This window comes from Lewinella sp. IMCC34183 (assembly GCF_003390915.1).
Lineage (GTDB): Bacteria > Bacteroidota > Bacteroidia > Chitinophagales > Saprospiraceae > Neolewinella.
In genome coordinates, this window is sequence record NZ_QMEM01000001.1 from 1,049,960 (window position 1) to 1,071,268 (window position 21,309).

General features: G+C 61.0%; 17 protein-coding genes. 6 read left to right on the forward strand and 11 right to left on the reverse strand.

Translation table 11 applies throughout. The features are described from left to right. Position 1 precedes the first annotated feature (1 nt). The 3 genes from DQG19_RS04370 to DQG19_RS04380 are packed head-to-tail and all read left to right on the forward strand — an operon-like array spanning position 2 to position 3,113. Positions 2 to 652: an ABC transporter ATP-binding protein gene (locus tag DQG19_RS04370; protein WP_116124967.1), complete on the forward strand. Its 651-nt coding sequence runs from the start codon at positions 2 to 4 to the stop codon at positions 650 to 652. A 4-nt stretch (positions 653 to 656) separates the two neighbouring features. Next, positions 657 to 2,078 carry a DUF389 domain-containing protein gene (locus DQG19_RS04375; protein ID WP_116124968.1) on the forward strand — a complete coding sequence of 474 codons (1,422 nt, stop codon included), beginning with the start codon at positions 657 to 659 and terminating at the stop codon, positions 2,076 to 2,078. Between the two features lie 42 nt (positions 2,079 to 2,120). Next, a complete protein-coding gene (locus DQG19_RS04380; protein WP_116124969.1) occupies positions 2,121 to 3,113 on the forward strand; it encodes a mechanosensitive ion channel family protein in 993 nt (330 codons plus the stop codon). Here DQG19_RS04380 and DQG19_RS04385 read toward each other — a convergent pair. The 8 genes from DQG19_RS04385 to DQG19_RS04420 form a co-directional block, all read right to left on the reverse strand. Further along, positions 3,110 to 3,520: an Hsp20/alpha crystallin family protein gene (locus DQG19_RS04385; protein ID WP_116124970.1), complete on the reverse strand. Its 411-nt coding sequence runs from the start codon at positions 3,518 to 3,520 to the stop codon at positions 3,110 to 3,112. The two genes, DQG19_RS04380 and DQG19_RS04385, sit on opposite strands and share 4 nt — an antisense overlap. Before the next feature lie 202 nt (positions 3,521 to 3,722). Continuing rightward, positions 3,723 to 4,121 carry a LysM peptidoglycan-binding domain-containing protein gene (locus DQG19_RS04390; RefSeq protein WP_116124971.1) on the reverse strand — a complete coding sequence of 133 codons (399 nt, stop codon included), beginning with the start codon at positions 4,119 to 4,121 and terminating at the stop codon, positions 3,723 to 3,725. A gap of 39 nt (positions 4,122 to 4,160) precedes the next feature. After that, complete coding sequence (locus DQG19_RS04395; RefSeq protein ID WP_116124972.1) at positions 4,161 to 5,798, reverse strand: Ig-like domain-containing protein; 1,638 nt, start codon at positions 5,796 to 5,798, stop codon at positions 4,161 to 4,163. Between the two features lie 60 nt (positions 5,799 to 5,858). Continuing rightward, a complete protein-coding gene (locus tag DQG19_RS04400; protein WP_116124973.1) occupies positions 5,859 to 7,487 on the reverse strand; it encodes a lectin-like domain-containing protein in 1,629 nt (542 codons plus the stop codon). 31 nt (positions 7,488 to 7,518) lie between these two features. Further along, complete coding sequence (locus DQG19_RS04405; protein ID WP_116124974.1) at positions 7,519 to 8,229, reverse strand: CDP-alcohol phosphatidyltransferase family protein; 711 nt, start codon at positions 8,227 to 8,229, stop codon at positions 7,519 to 7,521. Between the two features lie 18 nt (positions 8,230 to 8,247). Beyond that, entirely contained in the window at positions 8,248 to 9,120 is an 873-nt protein-coding gene (locus tag DQG19_RS04410) for a hypothetical protein (protein ID WP_116124975.1), read from the reverse strand. Continuing rightward, positions 9,120 to 9,404 (reverse strand): hypothetical protein, encoded by a 285-nt coding sequence (locus tag DQG19_RS04415; RefSeq protein ID WP_116124976.1) that lies wholly within the window; start codon positions 9,402 to 9,404, stop codon positions 9,120 to 9,122. The genes DQG19_RS04410 and DQG19_RS04415 overlap by 1 nt, the downstream gene beginning before the upstream one ends. A gap of 89 nt (positions 9,405 to 9,493) precedes the next feature. Then, entirely contained in the window at positions 9,494 to 10,795 is a 1,302-nt protein-coding gene (locus DQG19_RS04420) for a hypothetical protein (RefSeq protein ID WP_116124977.1), read from the reverse strand. A 130-nt stretch (positions 10,796 to 10,925) separates the two neighbouring features. Here DQG19_RS04420 and DQG19_RS04425 point away from each other — a divergent pair, with 130 nt between their 5' ends. The 3 genes from DQG19_RS04425 to DQG19_RS04435 all read left to right on the forward strand — a co-directional run bounded on the left by DQG19_RS04425 (position 10,926) and on the right by DQG19_RS04435 (position 16,149). Next, the gene (locus DQG19_RS04425) at positions 10,926 to 12,137 is read left to right on the forward strand and encodes an acetyl-CoA C-acyltransferase (protein ID WP_116124978.1); all 1,212 of its coding nucleotides are present in this window, start codon (positions 10,926 to 10,928) and stop codon (positions 12,135 to 12,137) included. Further along, on the forward strand, positions 12,134 to 14,260 hold the full coding sequence (locus DQG19_RS04430) for a 3-hydroxyacyl-CoA dehydrogenase NAD-binding domain-containing protein (protein WP_116124979.1): 2,127 nt from the start codon (positions 12,134 to 12,136) through the stop codon (positions 14,258 to 14,260). Before DQG19_RS04425 ends, DQG19_RS04430 begins: the two co-directional genes overlap by 4 nt. Positions 14,261 to 14,364: 104 nt before the next feature. Next, complete coding sequence (locus tag DQG19_RS04435) at positions 14,365 to 16,149, forward strand: sigma-54 interaction domain-containing protein (RefSeq protein ID WP_116124980.1); 1,785 nt, start codon at positions 14,365 to 14,367, stop codon at positions 16,147 to 16,149. On the opposite strand, the gene DQG19_RS04440 is transcribed toward DQG19_RS04435, so the two are convergent. The 3 genes from DQG19_RS04440 to DQG19_RS04450 all read right to left on the reverse strand — a co-directional run bounded on the left by DQG19_RS04440 (position 16,127) and on the right by DQG19_RS04450 (position 21,234). Then, positions 16,127 to 19,423 carry a chemotaxis protein CheB gene (locus DQG19_RS04440; RefSeq protein WP_116124981.1) on the reverse strand — a complete coding sequence of 1,099 codons (3,297 nt, stop codon included), beginning with the start codon at positions 19,421 to 19,423 and terminating at the stop codon, positions 16,127 to 16,129. The two genes, DQG19_RS04435 and DQG19_RS04440, sit on opposite strands and share 23 nt — an antisense overlap. Positions 19,424 to 19,654: 231 nt before the next feature. After that, the gene (locus tag DQG19_RS04445; RefSeq protein WP_157974306.1) at positions 19,655 to 19,888 is read right to left on the reverse strand and encodes a hypothetical protein; all 234 of its coding nucleotides are present in this window, start codon (positions 19,886 to 19,888) and stop codon (positions 19,655 to 19,657) included. Between the two features lie 308 nt (positions 19,889 to 20,196). Then, complete coding sequence (locus DQG19_RS04450) at positions 20,197 to 21,234, reverse strand: chemotaxis protein CheB (protein ID WP_116124983.1); 1,038 nt, start codon at positions 21,232 to 21,234, stop codon at positions 20,197 to 20,199. Between the last annotated feature and the right edge of the window lie 75 nt (positions 21,235 to 21,309).

Sequence of the window (21,309 nt, forward strand, 5' to 3'; positions counted from 1 at the left end):
TATGCTAGAGGCCAGCCACATTCGAAAAAGCTACGGCGACCTGGAAGTCTTGCGCGGTGTAGACCTGAGCATCAGCAGCGCCGAGGTCGTCAGTATCGTGGGCAAAAGCGGCGCCGGCAAGAGCACCCTATTGCATATCCTGGGCACGCTCGACCGGCCCGATACCGGTGAGCTGCTTATCGGGGGAGAGAATGTTTTTGCCATGCGCGACAAGCGCCTGGCAGCCTTCCGCAACGAGCGTATCGGTTTCGTCTTCCAGTTCCACCACCTGCTCCCGGAGTTCACCGCCCTCGAGAACGTATGCATTCCCGCCTACATCGGCCGCCGCGATCCCCAGGCGGCGGAGCGCAGGGGCAAGGAATTGCTGGATTACCTTGGCTTAGCCGACCGGTTTACCCACAAACCCAATCAGATGAGCGGCGGGGAGCAACAACGCGTGGCCGTGGCGCGCGCGTTGATGAACGAGCCGGCCATCGTCTTCGCCGACGAGCCCAGCGGGAACCTCGATTCCGTCAGTTCACGGGACCTGCACGAGCTGCTCTTCCGGTTACGCGACGATTTCAATCAGAGCTTCATCATCGTCACCCACAATGAGGAACTCGCCCAGATGAGCGACCGCCGCCTGGAGATGAGTGACGGCATCCTGATGTAACCGGATGGAAAAAGGCAAGACATCCCCCTCCAAGGAAGAATCCACACCAGGCGAGGGCGGCATCGCCCGCTGGTTCCGCGATTTCATGGACCTGCGTGAGGGTTCCGACCGCGAGGGGGCCGTGGAATCCATTCAGAGCGGGCGACTCATGCGCGGCAGCAACGCCTGGATGCTGGTCTGCTCGATCATGATCGCCAGTCTCGGACTCAACCTCAATTCCGGTGCGGTGATCATCGGTGCCATGTTGATCTCGCCCCTCATGAACCCCATTCTCGGAATTGGGCTGGGGGTAGGTACCAACGACCGCCACCTGCTCTGGATCGCGGTGAAGAACTTCGGCATCGCGATTCTCATCGCCCTCGTGACCAGCTCGGTCTACTTCCTGTTCACCCCACTCGACATTTTCACCTCCGAGATGCGTTCGCGCACCGAGCCCACCGTACTTGACGGGCTCATCGCCGTATTCGGAGGATTGGCAGGCATCATCTCCGTGACCCGCGCCGAAAAGACCAATGCCATTCCGGGCGTAGCGATCGCGACCGCCCTCATGCCCCCGTTGTGCGTGGCCGGCTATGGCCTCACGCTCGGCCTGCAGCCGGGGGGCACCTTCTCGGTGTTCTGGCGGGCGTTCTACCTGTTCTTTCTCAACTCCTTCTTCATTGCGGCTACTGCCTACCTGATCATCCGCCTGCTGCGGTTTCCCTCGCGCAAGTACATGAACAAGCAGGACAGCCGCCGCAGCCAGATCGTGATCGGGGTCATCAGCGTGCTGATGATCCTGCCCGGGTACTTCATCCTACGCGACGTACTCGACCGGCAGCGGGCGGATCGCGCGGTCGAAAAGTTTACCGACCGCTACTTCGCGGCCAGCGCGAGCTCCTCGGTCTTCGATCGTCGCAATCCCCGCAAGCCTTTGCTTATCTTTCCCGTGACCGACCGGCAGGTGCCGCTGGATAGCCTTTCCATCTACAGCGAGATACTCCAGGCCCCACCCTACAATGTGGAGGGCGCGCGTGTCGTGGTGGACACCAGCTTCAGCCCCTCGGATATCGCCTCGATCAAGGGCGACCTGGCGTCCCTGAACGACATCGATACGCGGCTCCGTTCGCTGGAGGAATCCAACGTCCGCGGCGAACGCGCCCTCAGCGACCTGAGCGGCTACCGCATCGACAGCGTCGACTTCGTCCGCTTCTCTCGCCAGCTAATGGTGCTGTATCCCGAACTCAGGGGTATCCGGCTCGGGCGCACGCAGAGTGTACAGCGGGAGGAGCCCGACGGCTCCCCGGCCTACGCCGACCGCCTGCCCCTCGTAGCCCTCTCGGAGGGTACGACCCGCCTGGAAGCGGAAGCCATTCGGCGGCTGGATACCTTCATCCGCCTTCAGCTCAGCCTCGACACCCTGGTCATTCTCCGGGAGTCCCGCTAGGGTTTCCGCAAACACCGAACGCCGGGACGGAGTTGTGGGACCATGGAAGACCAGGTACGCGACCTCAGCAGCGTCTTTATCGACGCGTGGAATCATTTTCTCGAAGCCATCCCCGGTTTGCTCCTTGGCCTGATTATCGTCATCATAGGCCTCTTTGCCGCCCGGGCCATTGCCCGCTTCTTCGGCAGCCGGATCCTCAGCCGCATGGACGATCCGCTGATGGGCCGCTTCCTGGTCACCACCCTGCGCATCCTCATCCTTATCGGAGCTATCCTGCTGGCCCTGCGCGCCGCCGGCCTCAGCGGTATCGCTACCGCCCTCTTCAGCGCACTGGGTGCCAGCGCCGTTATTCTGGGGTTTGCGTTCCGCGACATCGGCGAAAACTTCATTTCGGGTATTATCCTGGCCTTCAACCGCCCCTTCAACGTTAACGATACCATCCAGGTAGTGGAGCACTTCGGCAAGGTGAAGAGTCTGCAGTTCCGCTACACCCACATTAAGACCTTCGACGGAAAGGACGTCTACATCCCGAACTCCGACGTCCTTACCCAACCCGTCCAGAACTATACGGCCGACGGCTTCATCCGCTACGACTTCATTGTAGGTATCGCCTACGAAGACGATATCCAGGGTGCCAAGGACGTCATCCAGACCCTCCTCGACACCCACCCGCTGATCATCCGCGATCCCGACCACATAAGCTTTGTGGCCGAAGAAGAGCTCGCGGCGAGTACGGTCAACCTCAAGGTGTATTTCTGGCTGGACACCAAGGACTTCCGCGCCGGCGCCCTGCAGGTCCGCGGTGAGATCATCCGCGACATCAAGAATACCATCGACAGCAATCACTACAACCTGCCCGCCGACATCACCGAGATCAAGTTGTACGGTAGCGAACGGGACATTCCCATCCGGGTGGAATTCGACGATACGCCCAACTCGGAAGCCGAAAATCTACCCCCCGGGGAGCGCAGGAAAAAGAAAGCCGCTCCCGACCTGTCGGGAGCGGCTGGCGAAAAGAAAGAACCGTCCGCTTAGGCTACGGCAATCTGCCGGACGGTCTTGACGGCCTGCTCGCGCTTCGGAAGCGTCAAACGCAGGATACCATCGGCATAGGTGGCGTTGATAGCCTCGTCGTCGATCACGTCGTTGTTGACCTTGAACTTGCGGCTGAAGTCCTGGAGGGAGAATTCGTGCCGAACGTAGGCGTCCTTGGTTTCCTCACCGGTCTTTTCGGTGGTGTAGCTGATTTCCAGTACGCCATCGAAGAAGTCAACGGAAAAGTGCTCTTTGACACGACCGGGAGCTACCAGTTCCAGGAGAAAGTTTTCGTCCGTTTCCTTGATATTCACCGCGGGGCGCGTACGCTGGGCGGCCTGAGTGGCCGCGTCGTCGAAGAAGCGGAAGGAAGCCGGGAAGGGACGGTTATAATTCATCAGTTGCATGGTAAGCTAGTTTAGATTGGTGCATATCGCGCCAAGCCATAAGCAAACGGTGGACCAGCAGATGAGAATTACAGCTATCGGCCATTTTGTCGCCCTAAAACAGGTTCGAGTGCCATATTGACACCTTCGGCTAATGCCTGATGATAAAAGCCCCTCCGAAATGCTTCCGAAGGGGCTTTATGGATAGTCGTATTGAATCGAACTAGGAAGGGGTACGGCCTTCGGGGAAGGGTATCTTCAGTTCCTGACCGGGATAGATCTTGTTCGGATCGTCCAGGACATCGGTATTTGCCTGATAGATTTGCTTGTAGGCCATCACGTCACCGAGGTACACCTTGGCGATCTTGGAGAGGCTGTCGCCCTTTTTCACGGTGTGCTTCGCGTAATAGCTCGTGTTGCTCACCTTGATATCAGCTTCAATATCGCGGGGATTTTCTCCACCGATACGCTTTATCTCATCCCACATAAGGTCCTTCTGCCGCTGGGTTTCCACGGTACCGCCCATCCGGAGCTTCCCGTCGGCTTCCTCGACGTAGCCGTTGCGGGCGTTGAGGTCCTCACCCATATTGAGAACGGAGCGATACTTTTCCTGAAGCGTCATAGTACGTGCGTTGGTATGGCTTGCCAACGGAGGACCTACCTAGTTGTTCTCGAGGTCGATCGTTTTTTCCACCGTCCAGTTGGCCCGTAGCGGCTCGATCTCGAACCGTTCCACGGCCTCGGGCTGCAACCCGAACCGCAGATCGCCCGAATCGTAGCGCTCGTTGCCGTTGCTGTCGTAAATGAGCTCCATGCGGTACGTGCCGGGTTGCAGGCTCAGGTACTCGGCGACGTAATCGAAACGCTCGTGGATGTACCGTCGCGTTCCCAGGATGACCTCCCCGCTCTCGTTCACCAGGCGGAGCAGATAGTCGATGGTGGGGTTCAGGTTTTCCAGGGTGATCGTCAGGTCACCGAACTTCTCCCGGGCGTCTACGGTCGGAGTGCGAACGATGGAATCCTGGTTGGTCTGTCCGTACCAGTCGGTTACGGCCCCCGGTAGCATCTCGAGCCGGTAGGGGGCGGCATCCCCCCAACCGGCGCGGAGGCGGATCTCCGCCGGGTACACCGTGTCCACCTCAATGGTGTAGGGCACCGGATCCGGAAACGTATCGCGGTACAGCCGGATCAGACCGGTATCCGCCGTCTCCACCGGCCGATTGAAGACAAGGCGGATGCCCTCTCCCGGGTTCACCCGCCCGCTCGTACGATCCACGACGGTAAACGGCTCCCGGGGGGCGTCCCCGGCTTCCAGTCCATCCACGATCACCGTATCGGTCCATTCGCCGTTGCGACCCAGCAACAGGGTATCGGCCGCGGGTTCGCGGTAGAAGAGCCGAAGGGTATCGTTGAAGTTGTCCCGGAGATAGGTGCGTCCGATCCGGAGATCGACGTTTGCGGCCGGCTGATTAAGGGCAAGCTTGATGAGGCCGTAATTCTGGATGCTTGCCTGCTGCACCTGTACGGCCCGGGCAATAGGTGAGACCCGGATAGTGCCCACGGGAGTATCACCGCCGGCCACCGTGACTATGCTGTCTAGGAAGCCTACCGCCAGCGGCGGGAAGAGTCCGCCGAAGTCCGCGTAGTACCCACGCGCCGCCGGGTTGCGCTCCAGGGCGACCACCCGGTACGCACCGGGGCGGACGTTACTCACGGTGAAGGCCCCCGACGAAGTGGTCTGTGCGAAGTAGGTCGGATTTTCGATAAAGACCGCTGAATCGGCCAGGTTATCGTACAGGGTAACGGCGATGTTTTCCAGGGGGTCGCCGGTATAGGCGTCCACCACCTGCCCGCTTACCGAGGCGGTATCCAGCTCGGGCCCGGTAGCGAATACGAAGCGCAGGTTTTCGGTAGGATTTCCCTCGTTAAGGTCCTTCACCGCCGCACCGATGTTGACCACGTAAGTGACGCTGTCCCGCAGCGGCACCCCCTCCAGGGGGATGACCAGGGTACGGCGGCGCAGCTCGGGCCGCTGGCCTTCGGCGTAGTCCAGCGGCGGGCTGATGATGATCTGCTGCTGCGGGTCCAGCTCCACCCACTCGTCGAAGGTGAGCTCGATCCGCTCGGGCCGGAAGTTGGTCTGAAAGTTCGGTGTCGACTCCTCCAGGACCAGCACCGGGCCGAGGGAGTCCCGGGGGCCCCCGTTGGGCGGTGAAGGAGTAGCGCACCGCTGCAGGCCGAAAAACTGGGCGACAAACGCGAGCACGAAGAGCAGGGGAAAGAGTACGGTACGGTCCAAGGGGGCGGAGCTTGAGGGCTAGCTACAATGACGCGCGGAAGCGGTGCATGGTTGGCCCCGTCAGCGAATGAGCACGAAGGAACCCCGTTCGGTCCGTCGGCTGCCGTCGCGGAAGTCGGCATCGAGTACCCACACGTAGGCCCCGGCCGCCGCGGGGCGGTCCCCTACCCTGCCGTCCCAGCCCAGTCCGGGGTCGTCGGCCACCCCGCCGCCGCCGTCGAAGGCCAGTCCGCCCCAGCGGTCGTAGACCGCAAAGCGGTGAATGCGCAACAGGTCACCGTTGGATTGCGGATAGACGCGGTCGTTCGTCCCGTTACCGTCGGGGGAGAAGGCCGTGGGCACGTAGTAGGCGCGGCAGGAGGCGACGGTCACCGCCACGTCCGCATACTGGACCACGCAGGGATGCTCCAGGGTGATCCGCCAGCGGCCGGTGCGCTGCAGGTCCAGGGTATCGAAAAATACACCGTCATCGGTGTAGGCCCTGGCGTCGGGAAAGTCCGCCGCTATCCGCAGGTGCTGGCCGTCGCACAGGCTCGTATCGGCCGGCACGCGTAACTCGGGCACCGTATACCGGTCAAGGGTAAGGCGGTCCACCGTCGTGCAGGCGGTGTCGGTGCGGGTGGCGGTCACGGTGTAGGTGCCCGGCTCGGTCAGCGTGGCCACCGCGCCGCGGGTGCTGCCGTCGCTCCAGGCGTAGGTTGCCGTAGGAACGGTCACATCGATGGCCAGGCTCTCGCCGGGGCAGAGGGTGGTATCCGATCCCAGGTCGATGAAGGCGCTGTCCCCGGCCACGGTCACCCGTACCGTATCGAGGAGCGGCAGTCCGCAGGCGTCGAAGATCTTAACGCTGTACAGGGTAGTGGTGTCGGGACTGGCCTCCACGCTGGCGGCGGTGGGGTCGGACAAGCCCGCAGCGGGCGACCAGGCGTAGGATTCCCCCCCGGACACTTCGAGCAGCGCGCGTCCCCCCGGGCATACGGTCACGTCGGCCAGCCGGTCCGCGAAGGAGTTGAAGGTGAAACATACCTGCTGGTCGTTCGTGAACCCGCCGGTCGCCGCGGCGAAGCCGTAATAGACCAGGGGATCGCCCCCGAAGATGGTGGTGACGATGTCACCGGTATACTCCAGGCGCAGTTCGCAGTCGAAGTATACGCGGAGGGTCGTGGCGGGTGCGTCCCAGGTGACGCGCAGGGGGAAGGAGGTGCAGGTTTCGATGTTGTCCGCGCCGGCGCGTGCGCGTACCGGACCGGCCAGGTTATCGGCGCCGGAGTGCGTCACCGCCCCGTTGGCCATGACGGCGACGTGATCGTAGGCGGGGTCGAGGCGGTTAACGTTTTCGTAGGTGTCGAACTCAACGCCCAGCGCGGGCCGTATTCCCCCGATCCCCAACCCCTCCCCCGGCTGGCCGATACTGGCGCTCACGGGTTGCAGTCCGAAGACGATCCCGTCGGCGCCGAGCAGGTCCACGCAGCCGAAGTTCATCTCCATGACCAGATCGAAGCTGTTGCGGAGATTGACCTTCTCCGGATGCCAGATACTGCCGACGGAGGCCATCTCTTCCGCGGTGGTGAGCTGGAAGCAGCTGTCGTTCACCTGCCGCGCCGCGCCATTGATGAAAAAAGGCTCATCCTGCGCGGCCAACAGCCCGTGGAGAAAGAGAAATACCACCGTGAAGCGGATCAGCGCCATGCACCCCAAGGTACTCGCTTTTGCCTAACCTTCACTGCACCCGCGCGCCGCCGCCGCCGCCGAAAGTATCCACCGCCGCCAGGAGGGCGTAATAGGCGACGCTCACCCCGCACACCGCCCGCCACAGCGGGCTCGGCTCGGGGTAGTACCACACGTTGAAGACGGCCGAGGAGATAAAGGCCACCGTGGCCAGCAGGGTCGCTACCCACCAGCGCCCGCCCCGGCTTGGGTAGGCGAAAAGGATGGGCAGGAAGTGCATCAGGGCAAAGGCCAGCACGATGCCCACCAGGGCCCAGCCCGGCAGGCCGGGCGTCACGAAGACCAGCAGGTAGACCACCATGTTCCACATCACAGGGAAGCCCACGAAGTGCTTCCCGTCGGCGCTCACCATCCCTTCCAGGCCGTAGTACAGGGCCCCCGAGAGCAGCATGGCAAAGGTGCACAGCAGGCGGGGCCAGTACGCCAGATCGATGGCCGCGTAGAAGAAATAGGCCGGCAGAATGGCGTAGGAAAAGAAATCGATGACGTAGTCGATCTGTTTGCCGCTGACCCGGGGCAGTACCTCCTCCACCCGGGCGAGGCGGGCGAACGTACCGTCGACCCCGTCGATGACGAGGGAAATGAGGATCCAGAGCATCGCCAGCCGGTACTCCCCCGCACTTACGGCCAGCAGCCCCATGAAGGCGGCGAGCAGGCCGGTAGCGGTGAATACGTGTACGGACCAGGCGGCAATTTTACTCATGGAGGTGGCTTAGACGGCTCAAGATAGGGAGCGGGCGGCCTTCTCCTCCTTACGCGCCCGCTTGGCGGCCCGGCGATCTGCCTTTTCCTGCTCCTTCGCGCTCATCCGGTAGCCCACCAGATGCAGGTCGCTCTTCTCCCGCAGCACGATACCGGCCGCGACCGAAGTGACCAGGGGACCAAGAACCGTACCGAACAACGGCACCTTCAGCATGATGAACAGGGGAATACCCAGGCCCATACAGATGGCGACGTGGTGGCGCCACAGGTGCCGCAGGCTCTGCCGGATGCCCAGGTCAAACTGCTCGTTGTAGTTGTCGGCGATGGCGTAACCGAGGATGGTGGCCTCCACCAACACGGCGAAAAGGCCCTGCAGGGAACCCGGCAGCATTTCACCGAATACGTCCACGATGATGGTCTGCAGAATCAGTCCCATGGTCAGCACCTTGAACATGCGAATCTGGGCCTGCAGGAACGGCCGGAACAGGTGGGCTTCCTCGACGTCCTTCTGGATGATGATCTGCAGCGTCCGGCGCATGAAATGGTAGGTGACCACCTCCAGCAGTACCAGCACGACGTAGTTGAGCGCCCCGTCGGAAAGGCTGTCGTAGGCATCGTACACCAGTCGGAGGAGCAGGCTGTCGCCCCCGATCGCGAGGCTGTAGATCGGGTCGTCGGTATGCTTCTGCCACCAGTCCACGACCTCCCCGATCATGAACAGCCCCATCAGCACTCCGGTGACCACCAGGCCGCGGGCTACCCAGCCGTACTGCCGCAGCCCGTTCCACAGCCGGTGATTGAGCATGAAGCGCCAGGCACGCGGGAAGGTGAGCAGGGTATAGAAAAACTCGTGGACGCCGTAGCGGAATTTCGTTAGGCGATCGCGTTTCATCAGATCTCTTTTCCGCTACGACAGCGTTCCAGGTCGGCCCGCAGGCGGGCGTTTTCGGCCCGCAGTTCCTGTACGTTCTCGAAGGTGGCAGGCCGGTCGCGGGCGGCGGGTTCCTCGTAGGTTTGCTCGTTTACGAGGCCCTCGTCGGTCATGCCCAGCCAGCCGCGGACGTTGGCCACGGGATCCTCCCCGTTGTACCAGGCCGCCCCGAAGTAGACGATGGGCAGGGCGATGAGCAGAAACAGCAAAAAGCGACTGAAGGCGGTCAGGCGGGTACGGGGCATGGCGGGCTAATTTTTTCCTAAGGTAGGGGGCGGGGACGCAGGTGCAAAGGTAAGTCTACCAACGCAAGGTCCCGGGCGACGAGCGGGCGTCAGTCCACGTGTACCCCCCCCATGAACATCACGAACATCAGGCACTGAAAGTAAAGACCGGCCGGGATGATGGCGTACCCCAGGGGTTTCCAACGCAGGTAGTAGTAGGCCCAGTAGGGCAGGATCATAAAGGTCACGTAGGAGATGACCAGGTACTTGCGGATGTGCTCGTAATAATCGAAATCGAAGGCGAACCACAGCAGGTGGGTAAGCAGGAGCAGGGGAACGAGGTACAGCAGCGGACCGCGCGGGCGATCGAAAAGGAAAATCATGAAAATGAAGAGGAAGGGATTGGGTTGCAGGTAGCGGTTGATGCCCGTGAGCACCGTGGCCCCGTACTCCCCCTCCATCATCCACTTCCATTCGGGATTAAAAAAGAGGATGCTGACCAGGCACATGCACAGGTAGATGACGGCCACCAGTTCCACCGGCCGCAGGTCGGTACCGATCCGGCCGCGGACGAGCCAGCGCACCAGCCAGGTTAGTCCGAAAGCCGCCGCCAGCACGCCGATCCAGACGTTGGCCGTACGCAGGCGCGAAAGGAAGTTTTCCCCGCCGCCCGCCAGGGGAAACACCGGGAGACCGAACTGCCGCCCCCACCCTTCCGACTGGGTGCGGTAGTAGGCGAAGGCATCACCCACCTGCAGGTACTGGATCACCGCCACCGTGGCGGCGGCCAGGCCCACCGGAAGCAGGTACCAGGACAGGATCTTCCGCCAGACGGCCCACCCCAGGGCTTCCCGCGGCGGGCGGAGCATCAACTCCATCCCGACCAGGGCGGGAATGAGAAAAAGGAAGGTGGGGCGCGTGAGGCCGGACAGCAGAAGGCCGGCAAACACCACCCACCGCTGCTGCCGCAACAGCCCGACGATGGCCAGCGTGGCGAAGGCGAAAAACCAGGCTTCGGACAGCGGCGTGTAAAAAAAGAACACGAAGGGCAGGGAGAAATATAGTCCCAGGGTGAGCGGATGCGGACGCAGGGTCACGCACAGCCCCCAGAGCGCGGCCAGGAATACGCCCGCGTTGAGGAGGCTGATGCCCACGCCGGAGAGCCCGGTGAGGCGCCAGATGTACGCGAACAGGGGATAGAATCCGGCGCTGGCGGGCTGTCCGCCGGCGTACTCGTAGCCCTTATCGGCGATGGACCGGTAGAAACCTGCGTCCCACTTGACGAGCCCTTCCTCCGTGGGCAGACGGTCCAGATAGCCCAGGCTGTACAGGCCGTAGTACGTCAGCACGAAGCATCCGAAATAGGCGAGCAGATAAAGCAGGTAGCGGTAGGGACCGGGGGGATGGTGCACGGGCGGTAGGGGTTGCCAGGCCCTAAAGGTAGCCGGACGGGGGGAAAGGATGGGGTCGGGCGAGAACGTGCCGCACCCTAGCGCGTTCAACCCTTGTATATTGCCGTCCATTCACTCAAGCCCGCTACCGTTGCCCACCGAAGCTTTCATCTACGATGCCCTGCGCAGTCCCCGCGGCCGCGCCGTCCACCCCGCCGCCCTGTACGAGATAAAGCCCATCGAGCTACTGGCCCAGTGCCTGCGGGCATTCCAGCGGCGCAGCGGCCGGGACGACCTGCCCACCGAGATCGACGACCTCGTCATCGGCTGCAATACGCCGGCCGGCGACCAGGGCTACAACATTGCGCGGGCGGCCTTGCTCTACGCCGGTTGGGGACAGGCGCGCGGGGGCTTACAGGTCAACCGCTTCAACACCAGCGGACTGGAGGCCATCAACCTGGCCGCGGCCCGCATCACCGCCGGCTACGGCGAAACGATCATCGCCGGGGGCATAGAGGTGATGTCGCGGGTACCCACCTACCTCAACAGCGGGCCTATGATGAACGATCCGGCTACGGTGATCAATAGTCACTACATCCCGCAGGGCGTCGCGGCCGACCTCGTGGCCAGTACCCACGGCCTGGACCGCACCACCCTGGACAATTACGCCCTCAAAAGCCACGCCCGCGCGGCGGCGGCCCAGGAAGCCGGTTACTTCGCTCCCAGCCTGGAGAAGATCACCGACCAGAACGGGCTGCCGATTCTCGACCGCGACGTGCTGCCCGATGCCTCCCTCGACCTGGAGGCCCTGGCCGACCTGCCGCCCCGGTTCGCGGAGATGGGCCTGGCCGGCTTCGACGAGATGGCCCTCCACCGTTTCCCGCTGGTCGATCACGTCAGTCACAACCACACCATGGGTAATACGAGCCCGCCGGCCGACGGCTGCGCCCTCTGCCTGCTGGGCAACCGGGCGGCGGGCGACCGGTTGGGCTTCAAGGCGCGGGCGCGGATCCGGGCCGTGGCCATGTCGGCCGTTGACGCCACCCTCCTCACCGGTGGCGTCAACGCGAGCGACCTGGTCCTCAAGCAAGCGGGCCTGACGCGGGACGATATCGACCTCTGGGAATTCAACGAGAGCTTTGCCGCCCCCTCCATCCGTTTCCAGCAGCGCCTGGACATCGACCCGGACCGCATCAACGTACTTGGCGGCAGCATCGCCCTCGGCGAGCCGCTCGGGGCGGTGGGCGGCATGATGCTCTGTCAGATCCTGGATGAGCTGGAGCGTCGCGACCTGACCTTCGGCAGCCTGACCATCGACGCCGGCGCGGGGCTGGCCGTCTCCACCATTATTGAACGACTATGATCCACTACCGCAAGGACACCGACAACATAGCCACGCTGATCCTGGACATGTCCGGGCGATCGGGCAACTTGCTCAACCACGAGATCGTGGCGGCCTTCGCGCCCGTCATCGAACACCTCAAGCAGGAAAAAGCCAGTGGCAAGCTCAACGGAGTAATTATCACTTCAGCCAAAAAGGACTTCCTCGAGAGCGGCGACCTCGACTACCTCTATAAGCTGGACGACCCGGCCCGCGCCTTCGAGGCCTCGCAGTCGCTCAAGCAATTCCTGCGCGACCTGGAAGTGCCCGGCGTTCCCGTCGCCGCGGCCATCAACGGCGATGCCCTGGGCACCGGATTCGAGCTGACGCTGGCCTGTCACTACCGCATTGTGGTGGCCGACAACGACCTGCGGCTCGGCCACCCCGAGGTGAAGATCGGACTGATCCCCAGCGGGGGTGCCATCATCCGGTTGATGTGGCTGCTCGGTATCGAACGGGCCTATCCCTTGCTGCTGGAAGGCCGGAGGTACAGCCCCCAGGAAGCCCTGAAGGTCGGACTCGTCGATGCCCTCGCCACCGACCGGGACGATATGCTCATCAAGGCCAAGAAGTGGCTGCTGTCGCACCACGACGTACACCGCACCTGGGACGACCCCGACGGCGAGATACCCGGCGGTACGGCGGCCGACCCAAACCTGGGTCACCGCATCCGCCTGCTCACCGCGCGCCTGTCGGCCAAGACCAATGACCTTTACCCCGCCAAACGGGCCATCATCGACCTGCTGGCCGAGGGCAGTAAGCTCGACTTCACCACCGCCTACCGCCTCGACAGCCGCTACTACGCCCGGGTAGCCACCAACCCCGTGACGAAAAATATGATCTCAACCTTCTGGTTCGACAAGCAGGCCGTCCGGGGCGGCGTGGGGCGCCCCAAGGGATTCGGAAAATTCCGAGCTCGAAGGGTCGGGGTGATCGGGGCCGGCATGATGGGCTCGGGCATCGCCTTCCTGTGCCTGCGCAACGGCCTGGAGGTCATCCTAAAGGACGTGAGCCAGCCCATCGCCGAACGGGGCAAGGCCTACGTCGCCGAAAAGATCGACGAGTACATCGAGCGCGGCACGTTCCAGCCGGAGGACCGCGACCGGCTGCTCAACCGCATCACCCCGACCAACGCCAGCGATCGCTTCAAGGAATGCGACATCGTAGTGGAGGCGGTCTTCGAAAACAAGTCGGTCAAGACCAAGGTCACCCGCGAGGCGGAGGAGCACCTTGACGAGTACTCCGTCTTCGCTACCAACACCGTCTCGATCCCCATTACCGAGCTGGGCCGGGAAAGTCTCCGCCCCGAAAATTACGTGGGGCTACATTTCTTCTCTCCCGCCGAGCAGACGTCGGTGGTGGAAGTAGTTGTCGGCGAACGCACCAGCGACGAAACCGTGGCACGGGCCTTCGACTTCGCCATTGCCATCCGCAAGCTGCCGATCGTCGTCAAGGACTCCTGGGGCTTCTTCGCGGCCCGGGTACTCAATACCTATATCCTCGAGGGCGTGACCATGCTAAATGAGGGCTACCCCGCCGCCCTCATCGAAAACATGGGCCGGCAGGCGGGTATGAAAACGGGCCCCCTCGCCATGGCCGACGACCTGGGCTTTAAGCTGGTACTGCGCTACGAGCAGCAGGCCGCCGAACACTACGGCAAACGCTACAAGCAGCATCCCGCCGCCCCCGCCCTCACCAAAATGCGCGACGAGCTCGAGCGCAGCGGCCGCGCGAAACGCGCCGGTTTCTACGACTACGACAGCGACGGCAACTACCGCCTCTGGGCGGGACTCGAGGAGCACTTTCCCGTCACCAAGGATGACTACGACCGCACCCGGATGAAGGACCGCTTTCTCTTCGCGCAGGTCATCGAAGCGGGGTGGTGCCTGCAGGAAGGGGTCATCAGCCACATCGAAGCCGCCAACCTGGCCAGCGTATACGGCTGGGGATTCCCGGGCTACACGGGGGGCGTGATGCGGTACATTCACAGCTACGGGAAACAGCATTTCCTGGAGCGGTGCGGCGAACTGAAAGAACGTTACGGCCAGCGCTTCACCGTACCCCGGTACCTCCAGCGCCTCGAACCGGACGCGCTTACCCCGTAAAATTCAGCGTACGCCCTATTCGAGTTGTTGTTATATTTAAGAATTTTATCGGCTGACCGACCCGCCCCCCGGGACGTGCCGGCAGTTGTCTGAACCCTTCTCATGTGGCGTCACCTACGCACGAAATAGCCCAAATCCTGGAAACCGTACCCTTCCCGGGCTTCATTGCCCTGCAGGACGGGAGTATCGTCAACGCAAACAAGGCGCTGCTGAAGGTATCCGGGCAGCCGGACCTGGTGGAAATGGACCGCTCCGTCTTCGGACTCGGAATATTTCACAATCCGGCGGAGTACCGGGGGTTTCTGCAGAGCTTCAAGCACGGCGGGTCCACCCGGAGACTCGTATTGCCCTTGGGACGCCTGAGCAGCTCCAACCGGCCGCTGGTACTCTTTGCCAGTCGCATCACCTACGAGGGTCGCGAATGCCTCTGCGGCATCATCAGCCGGACGAAGGTGGGGGAAGAGATCATCCGTAACAGCTACGACGACGACAACGATACCCTGCTGGACAAGGTGGACACCTACGTGATCCGTGCCGAAAGTAACGGACGGGCCATCTTCGTCAACACGCCGCTGCTCATCGAGCTGGGCTATGAGCGCTCGGAAACCTTCCCCGTTCTCGACCAGGTCGACGTCGAAAACGACGCGCATACCCTCAAGCAGCATATGGTCCGGGCGCTTTCGCGGGGCACAGCCACCTACGACACGCTCTTCCAGCGAAAGAACGGTACCCTCACCCCGGTGCGGGTCGTAATCAAGCCGATCCGGAAAGTAGAATACCAAGACCAGTTCCTCGTCACCGCCTACGACCTTACCGAGCATCGTGCGGACCAGCGCACCCGGCAGGAACTGGAGCTTGAGGTCGAACGCCTGACCAAGCAGCTGGAGCGTCGTAGCGCCCTGATCAAACACAAGTACGGGACCGGCGAGGACTCCCGCATCATCAGCCGCAGTCCGGCCTACACCCGTGTGCTCCAGCAGATCGACCAGGTCGCCAGCACCGACAGTACGGTACTGATTACGGGTGAGACCGGCACCGGTAAGGAACTCATTGCCCGTGCCATTCACGCCAAAAGCCTCCGCGCCGGGCGCCCCCTGCTGATCCTGAACTGCGGTGCCCTGCCCGCCGAACTCATCGAGAGCGAATTATTCGGCTACCGTCGCGGAGCGTTCACCGGGGCCCGCAACGATCACCTGGGTCGCTTCGAGCTCGCCGACGAGGGAACCCTCTTCCTGGACGAAATCGGGGAAATGCCGATGCTACTGCAAACCCGCTTGCTCCGCGTGCTACAGGACGGTGAGTTCACCCCACTCGGGGCTACTGAAAGCGTGCAGTCCGACGTTCGCATCATTGCCGCCACGAACCGCAACCTGCGGGAACGGGTAGCGGAGGGAACTTTCCGGTCCGACCTGTTTTTCCGCCTCAACGTGTTCCCTATTCACAGCCTGCCGCTGCGGGAGCGCCGGGAAGATATCCCCGAGCTCGTCAATCACTTCATTCGGAAGTATACCCCCGCGGGACCGCCGCCCCCTCGTATACGGCCGGAAGACATAGAAAAGCTTACGCAGTATGACTTCGAGGGAAATGTACGCGAGCTGGAAAACCTGATCCAACGGGCGCTCATCGTCAGCAACGGCGACACCTTGGAAATTACGCTGGACCGGTCCACGCACCGGAACCCCGCCAACGAGGGGAATCCGGCCGCTCCGACGGACCTGCTGCCGCTGAATTTTGAGGAGATGCAGCGCCACCACATTCGTCACGTACTCCGCCTCACCGAGGGGAAGGTCAGCGGAAAGGGCGGCGCCGCCGAGCTCCTCGGACTGAACGCGCAGACGCTCTTCAGTAAAATGCGGAAGCTCGGGATCAGCCGCCAGCCGGCGGGGTAACGACCTCGAAAGTCACGTAGTGCATGGTACCGTTGATGTAGATGGGCCGGTATAGCACCTTGCGGGGGTGAGCATCGTCGATCAGGTCCTCTTCCCGAAAGTCCACTTCCTCTACCACACTGCCCTGCCGCAGGCGCTCGACCGCTTCCCGGTAGCGCTTGAGGCCTTCCTCGGAAACAAAGTCCTGTAGCTTCCGATTCGAGTAGGCATCCGGCTGCCGGGTGTGGGTAGGCATATGGTTGACCAGCACCATACGCTCCTCCATGTCGAGCATTCCGGCGTCCTGGGGAAGGTAGCCGAGGGCCCGCTTGTACTGGTCGATTACGCGGGTAGAAGCCTGTCGTTCCACTTCGAAGCGGGTGACGTCGTGAATAATAATCGTCGCCTGTTCCACGTCCCGCATTATGCCGGCCTGGTCAGACTCAATGAGAATCGGGATGATTTCGACCTTAAGGTAAAATTTCTCTTCCCCCTTACCGATGACCATCGTTTTAATGGTGGTCACCTCCATTTCCTGGAACGTGGTGCGCAGCCCTTCACTGAACTTAACCTTGTCCTGATTCGAAGCGATCAGGTCCGTAAAATAGGAGCCGATGAGTTCCTCGCGTGACCGGCCGCCCAGCGCGTGGTTGATCTCTTCGATGCGGCTGTTTTCCCGTACCATCACGATGAGTTCCTCGGTATTCTGGAAAATGGACTCGTATTTACGGGCCATATCCGTGAGCCGGCGACGGGTCTGTACCAGATCATTGATATCGACAAAGGTGATCACCACGCCCTCCAGCTTATCCTGATTGGCCAGGTAAGGGAGCATGCGCAAGAGGAAATAGTTGCCGTGACGATCCTGTACTTCCTGATCGTGCCGGGCGTTTTCCTCGAGTACCTGGTGGCAGATTTTCTCGATATCCACGTTCGAGAATGGATTGGAAAAGGACGTTATGGGGCGCCCCAGATCGGACGCGTGGAGGTCAAACTGCTTGCCTACTCCGGGCGTGAAGCGCCGGATTCGGAGCTTGCTATCGACGAATATGGTGCTGATCTGCGTGCTCTTCAGCAGGTTATTGACGTCGTTATTAATCTCGTTCAGTTCCTCGTTCTTGCGCTGGAACTCGTTGTTGACGGTATAGAGTTCCTCGTTTACCGACTGTAATTCTTCGTTGGTACTCTGCATTTCCTCGTTAGAGGCCAGTAGCTCCCGGTTACTGGCCTGGAGTTCCTCGTTCGTTGCCTCTAGCTCGGTATACAGCTTCTGGGCCCGCTGCTGGCTGCGTAGCAACTCGGACTCCAGGTCGCGAATTTTATCTTTCAGTTGCCGGTCAACGGAAAATACTTCGTCGTCCACCCCCGGGGAGTAGCCTGACCCCGATTCCGTTTCCTCGTTGCTGAAGAACTCCAGCATGGCGACGGCCTGGTCCAGTTCCACGAATTCCTGGAGGCTGAACCGGACCCGAACCCATTGCGGATTATCGGGAGTTTCGGAAACGTTTATCCGCTCGAACTGCCCCGATTTGCCCGTACGCAACACGCGGTCGACGCCGGTGATGAGCAAGCTCTGCGCCTGCTCGGAGACTACGGTATGCAGGGAAAGGTGCGCGTTGAAGCGGGGCAACCGCAGAATACCGGAAAAGTCACCGCTGAGGTAAAGAATCTCGTACTGTTTGTTCACGAAAAGCGTCGCGGGGGCGAACCGCTCGGAGAGGAAACGCGCGTAGTAATCCATGGTCGATTTAGTAGATACCGGCAGTGGCCTGGCCGAAGGAAGCTCGTCCTGAAAGTCGGTGCTTTCCGGGGGAACGATCGTGAGTCCCAGGTTTCGGGCGACCCCGGTATCGAGAGAGTGCGGGATAACCTTGGTCGGGATGTCTTTGTTCCCGGTTCGCTTGCGGTACACCTTCCACCGGCGATTCACGGTCGAGAAAGCCGACTGCAACCCTCCCAGACTCTCACTGGGCCCGAGCATCATCGTACCGTTAGCATTAAGACTGAAGTAAAAGTCGCCCAGAATACGCTGTTGGGCTTCGCCGTTTACGTAAATAAGGAAGTTACGACAAGAGACAAAATCAATGCGGATGAAGGGCGGATCCTGCAGCAGGTTTTGCACGGCGAAGAGGATGCTTTCCTTGACATCGTCCCGCACCCGGAAGCCAGCATTAGTGTGGATAAAATAGCGCTGCAAGAGATCCATGGGCACGTCGGCCACGATGTTGTCGTCGTAGAGCCCGGAGGCTGCCTTAATGATGGCATTCCGGTCCACGTCGGAACCGAATATCTTGAAGCTTCGATCGAGTTCATTTTCCCGCAGATACTCCTTGATGAGTATGGCAATGGAGTACACCTCTTCGCCCGTGGAGCAAGCGGGCACCCAGATGCGGATGTCCTCGGCCTCATCCTTCGCGAAAATCTGGGGTATGACCTGGGTACGCAGCAGGGCAAAAGCTTCGGGATCGCGGTAGAAACGGGTCACCCCGATGAGGAAGCTCTGCCGGAGCGTCAGTAATTCTTCCTCATTTTCGAGCGCGTAGTCGATGTAGTCCCTCAGGTCGTCGTAGGAGCTCACCAGCATTCGCTTCTCGATGCGCCGCATGATGGTAGCGGGACGGTAGCGATTGAAATCGATGAAGGAGATTTTCTTTACCCGATTGAGTAAGGTGCGAATGATTTCGCTCTGGGTTAGTTCGTCGAGACTGCCGGTTTCCTCCGGTTCGGTCCGGGAACGCACCAAGAGTGCCAGGCGGCGGGCAAGCTCCGCCGGGGGGAGTACGATGTCGGCGAGGTGTTGCCGCAGTGCAGCGCGGGGCATGCCATCAAACTGGGCGGAGTCAGGGTGCTGCACCATCACGATACCGCCGTGGCTCTTGATCTCCTGCAATCCACGGCTTCCATCTGTGCCCATTCCGGAAAGTATAATGGCTATGGCATCCTCAGTCCGTGACTGAGCGAGGGAGAATAAAAAATCGTCGATGGGAAGGTAAGCCGCATCGCGGTCCTGCGTTCGCTGGGTGACCGTGAGGGCGTGATCTTCTACGCGCACATCTACCTCGGGCATCTTTACGTAGACCGTATCCGGTTCCGGCACCACGACCGTGTTGAGCGAAACCACCTTCAGATTGGTAGTGCGCTGCAAAATGGACGCCATGGAGCTGATATGGTCTAACGAGAGATGCTGGACTACGACATAAGCCAGACCCAGGTCCGACGGAACCGCGGAGAAGAACGCTTCAAGCGCTGGAATTCCGCCGGCGGATGCACCGATGCCGACGATTCTGACCGCCATGGTTAAGATGTTGAAGTCTGGAGTTTCTGGAAATCAGGCTAACATATGTAAACTGAAGGCCAATATAAAACTCAAAACGGATTTACCCGACCGCAGCCGGCGGCGGAGAAAAGATAGAAGGCGGATCGTAAAACGAATAACGTCAAGGTATTGCTGGGTTTGCGGCAACCGCAATGGTAACTGCTCGGGCTAAAGTAAAAGGAATAGCGCGTCGGGCAGGAGCAAGAGAACCTACCGTGCAGCTATCTCCTTTAACCAGATGGCATTCCAGCGCTGGATATGGTGGTTCCCGGCTCCGTGGGCGGAAAGAATACGCTCGCCCTGCCGGACCAGGCAGGAAATCACGTCGGATAACAGCTCGCGGTGGAGGCGCTCGAGGGCGCACTTAAAGTCGCCGTCAGCGCGTTGGAGTTCCTGACGGAAGTACACGAGCTTCTGCCGCGTACCCCACCAGGTTTTCCGCATGGTAACGCGATACTCAAGGGGGATGGGTAATTTCTCAACTAGTGCCATGGACTGCGCACTTTGCAACTCAAGGCGATGAAGATAGGCTACTGTGTTGTGCTGAAAATCTGAAGTCGTTTCACGAATACTGGACATAGGGAGGTGTATTTCGGCCCTATATCCCTACAACTTGCGTGCCATCTTTATAAGAAATTGAATTTCAGTTATTTACGCGAGAACAATGTTAACCTCAACAAGAATTTATTATATGTAGCGGCAAATCTACGGCTCGTTTATCAAACTCGATAAATTATTATGTTTGATAAAGACTAGATTGTCCGCCGCGGTTGGGTTTCGCTGAGGTCGGTCGACTGAATTAATCGCTGCACACGTTTGGCCTGCTCCTGGATCTCCCGGGCCCGCGCCCGGTATTGGCTGGCCACCAGGCCATCGCCATCGTCCATCTGATCGGCCAGGTGCTCAAGTACCAGGCGGCTTTCCTCCAGTCCGCGCATCACTTCCCACATGCTCTTTTCCACGTTGACCGTTACGCTGGCCAGCAGGGACTCCGCCGTATGGGCGTGACCGGTATGGCAGCGGTACCGAACAAGCTTGCCTTCCTCAAATTCCGTGAGTGCTCCGTGGCACTCCGGACAAGTCAGTGGCGAGGGGGTTCCCTGTTCTAAAATTCCCATTTCCAGTCCATTTTTACCCTTTGCGATGGAAAGTTCTATTTCCAGGAGCTCCCGATTCTTTACGCCACGACCGTTAAGGGCCGTGTTCAGCCGTTGGTGACAGAGCTGGTCCAGCAGGGGGCCCATATCACCCGCCCGGCGAATGTAATCTACTTCCGTATACTTCATCACTCCCTCCGGCATATCGGAAAACATAGCTTCCTCGGGATCCTGCACGATCGCCAGCCCTCCGAACCGTTTGATGGTCCACATCCCCGAGGTTCCGTCGTTCAGCGCGCCACTCAGCACGATGCCTATCGTACGCTGACGGTAGGCATGCGCGGCCGAGCGAAACAACGTATCCACGGCGGGCCGGAAGCGGTTTTCCCGTGGGCCGCGCGTAATCAGCACCCGATCGCCCTCCACCAGCAGATGATGGTCCGGCGGTGCAATGTACATGCGTCCGGGCCGGAGTGCCTCCCCGTCCTCACCTCTCCGCACCTCGAATTTGGTGTGGCCCTGAAGGATCGTATCGAGGCGGCTGCGGGCGTAGGCGGGAATGTGCTGAACGATGCAAATGGCGGCGGGTAGATCCTCGGGCACCCCCCGGACGAACTCGACCAGGGCTTCGACGCCCCCGGCTGAGGCGCCCACAACGATTACGTTGCGATAATCTGGTGACAAGGAGGACATATGGGTGAGTTAGGCAACTAGACACGAAAGTCCCAAAATACAAACAAATAGCAACGTTCGGGGGGCATAGCCCCG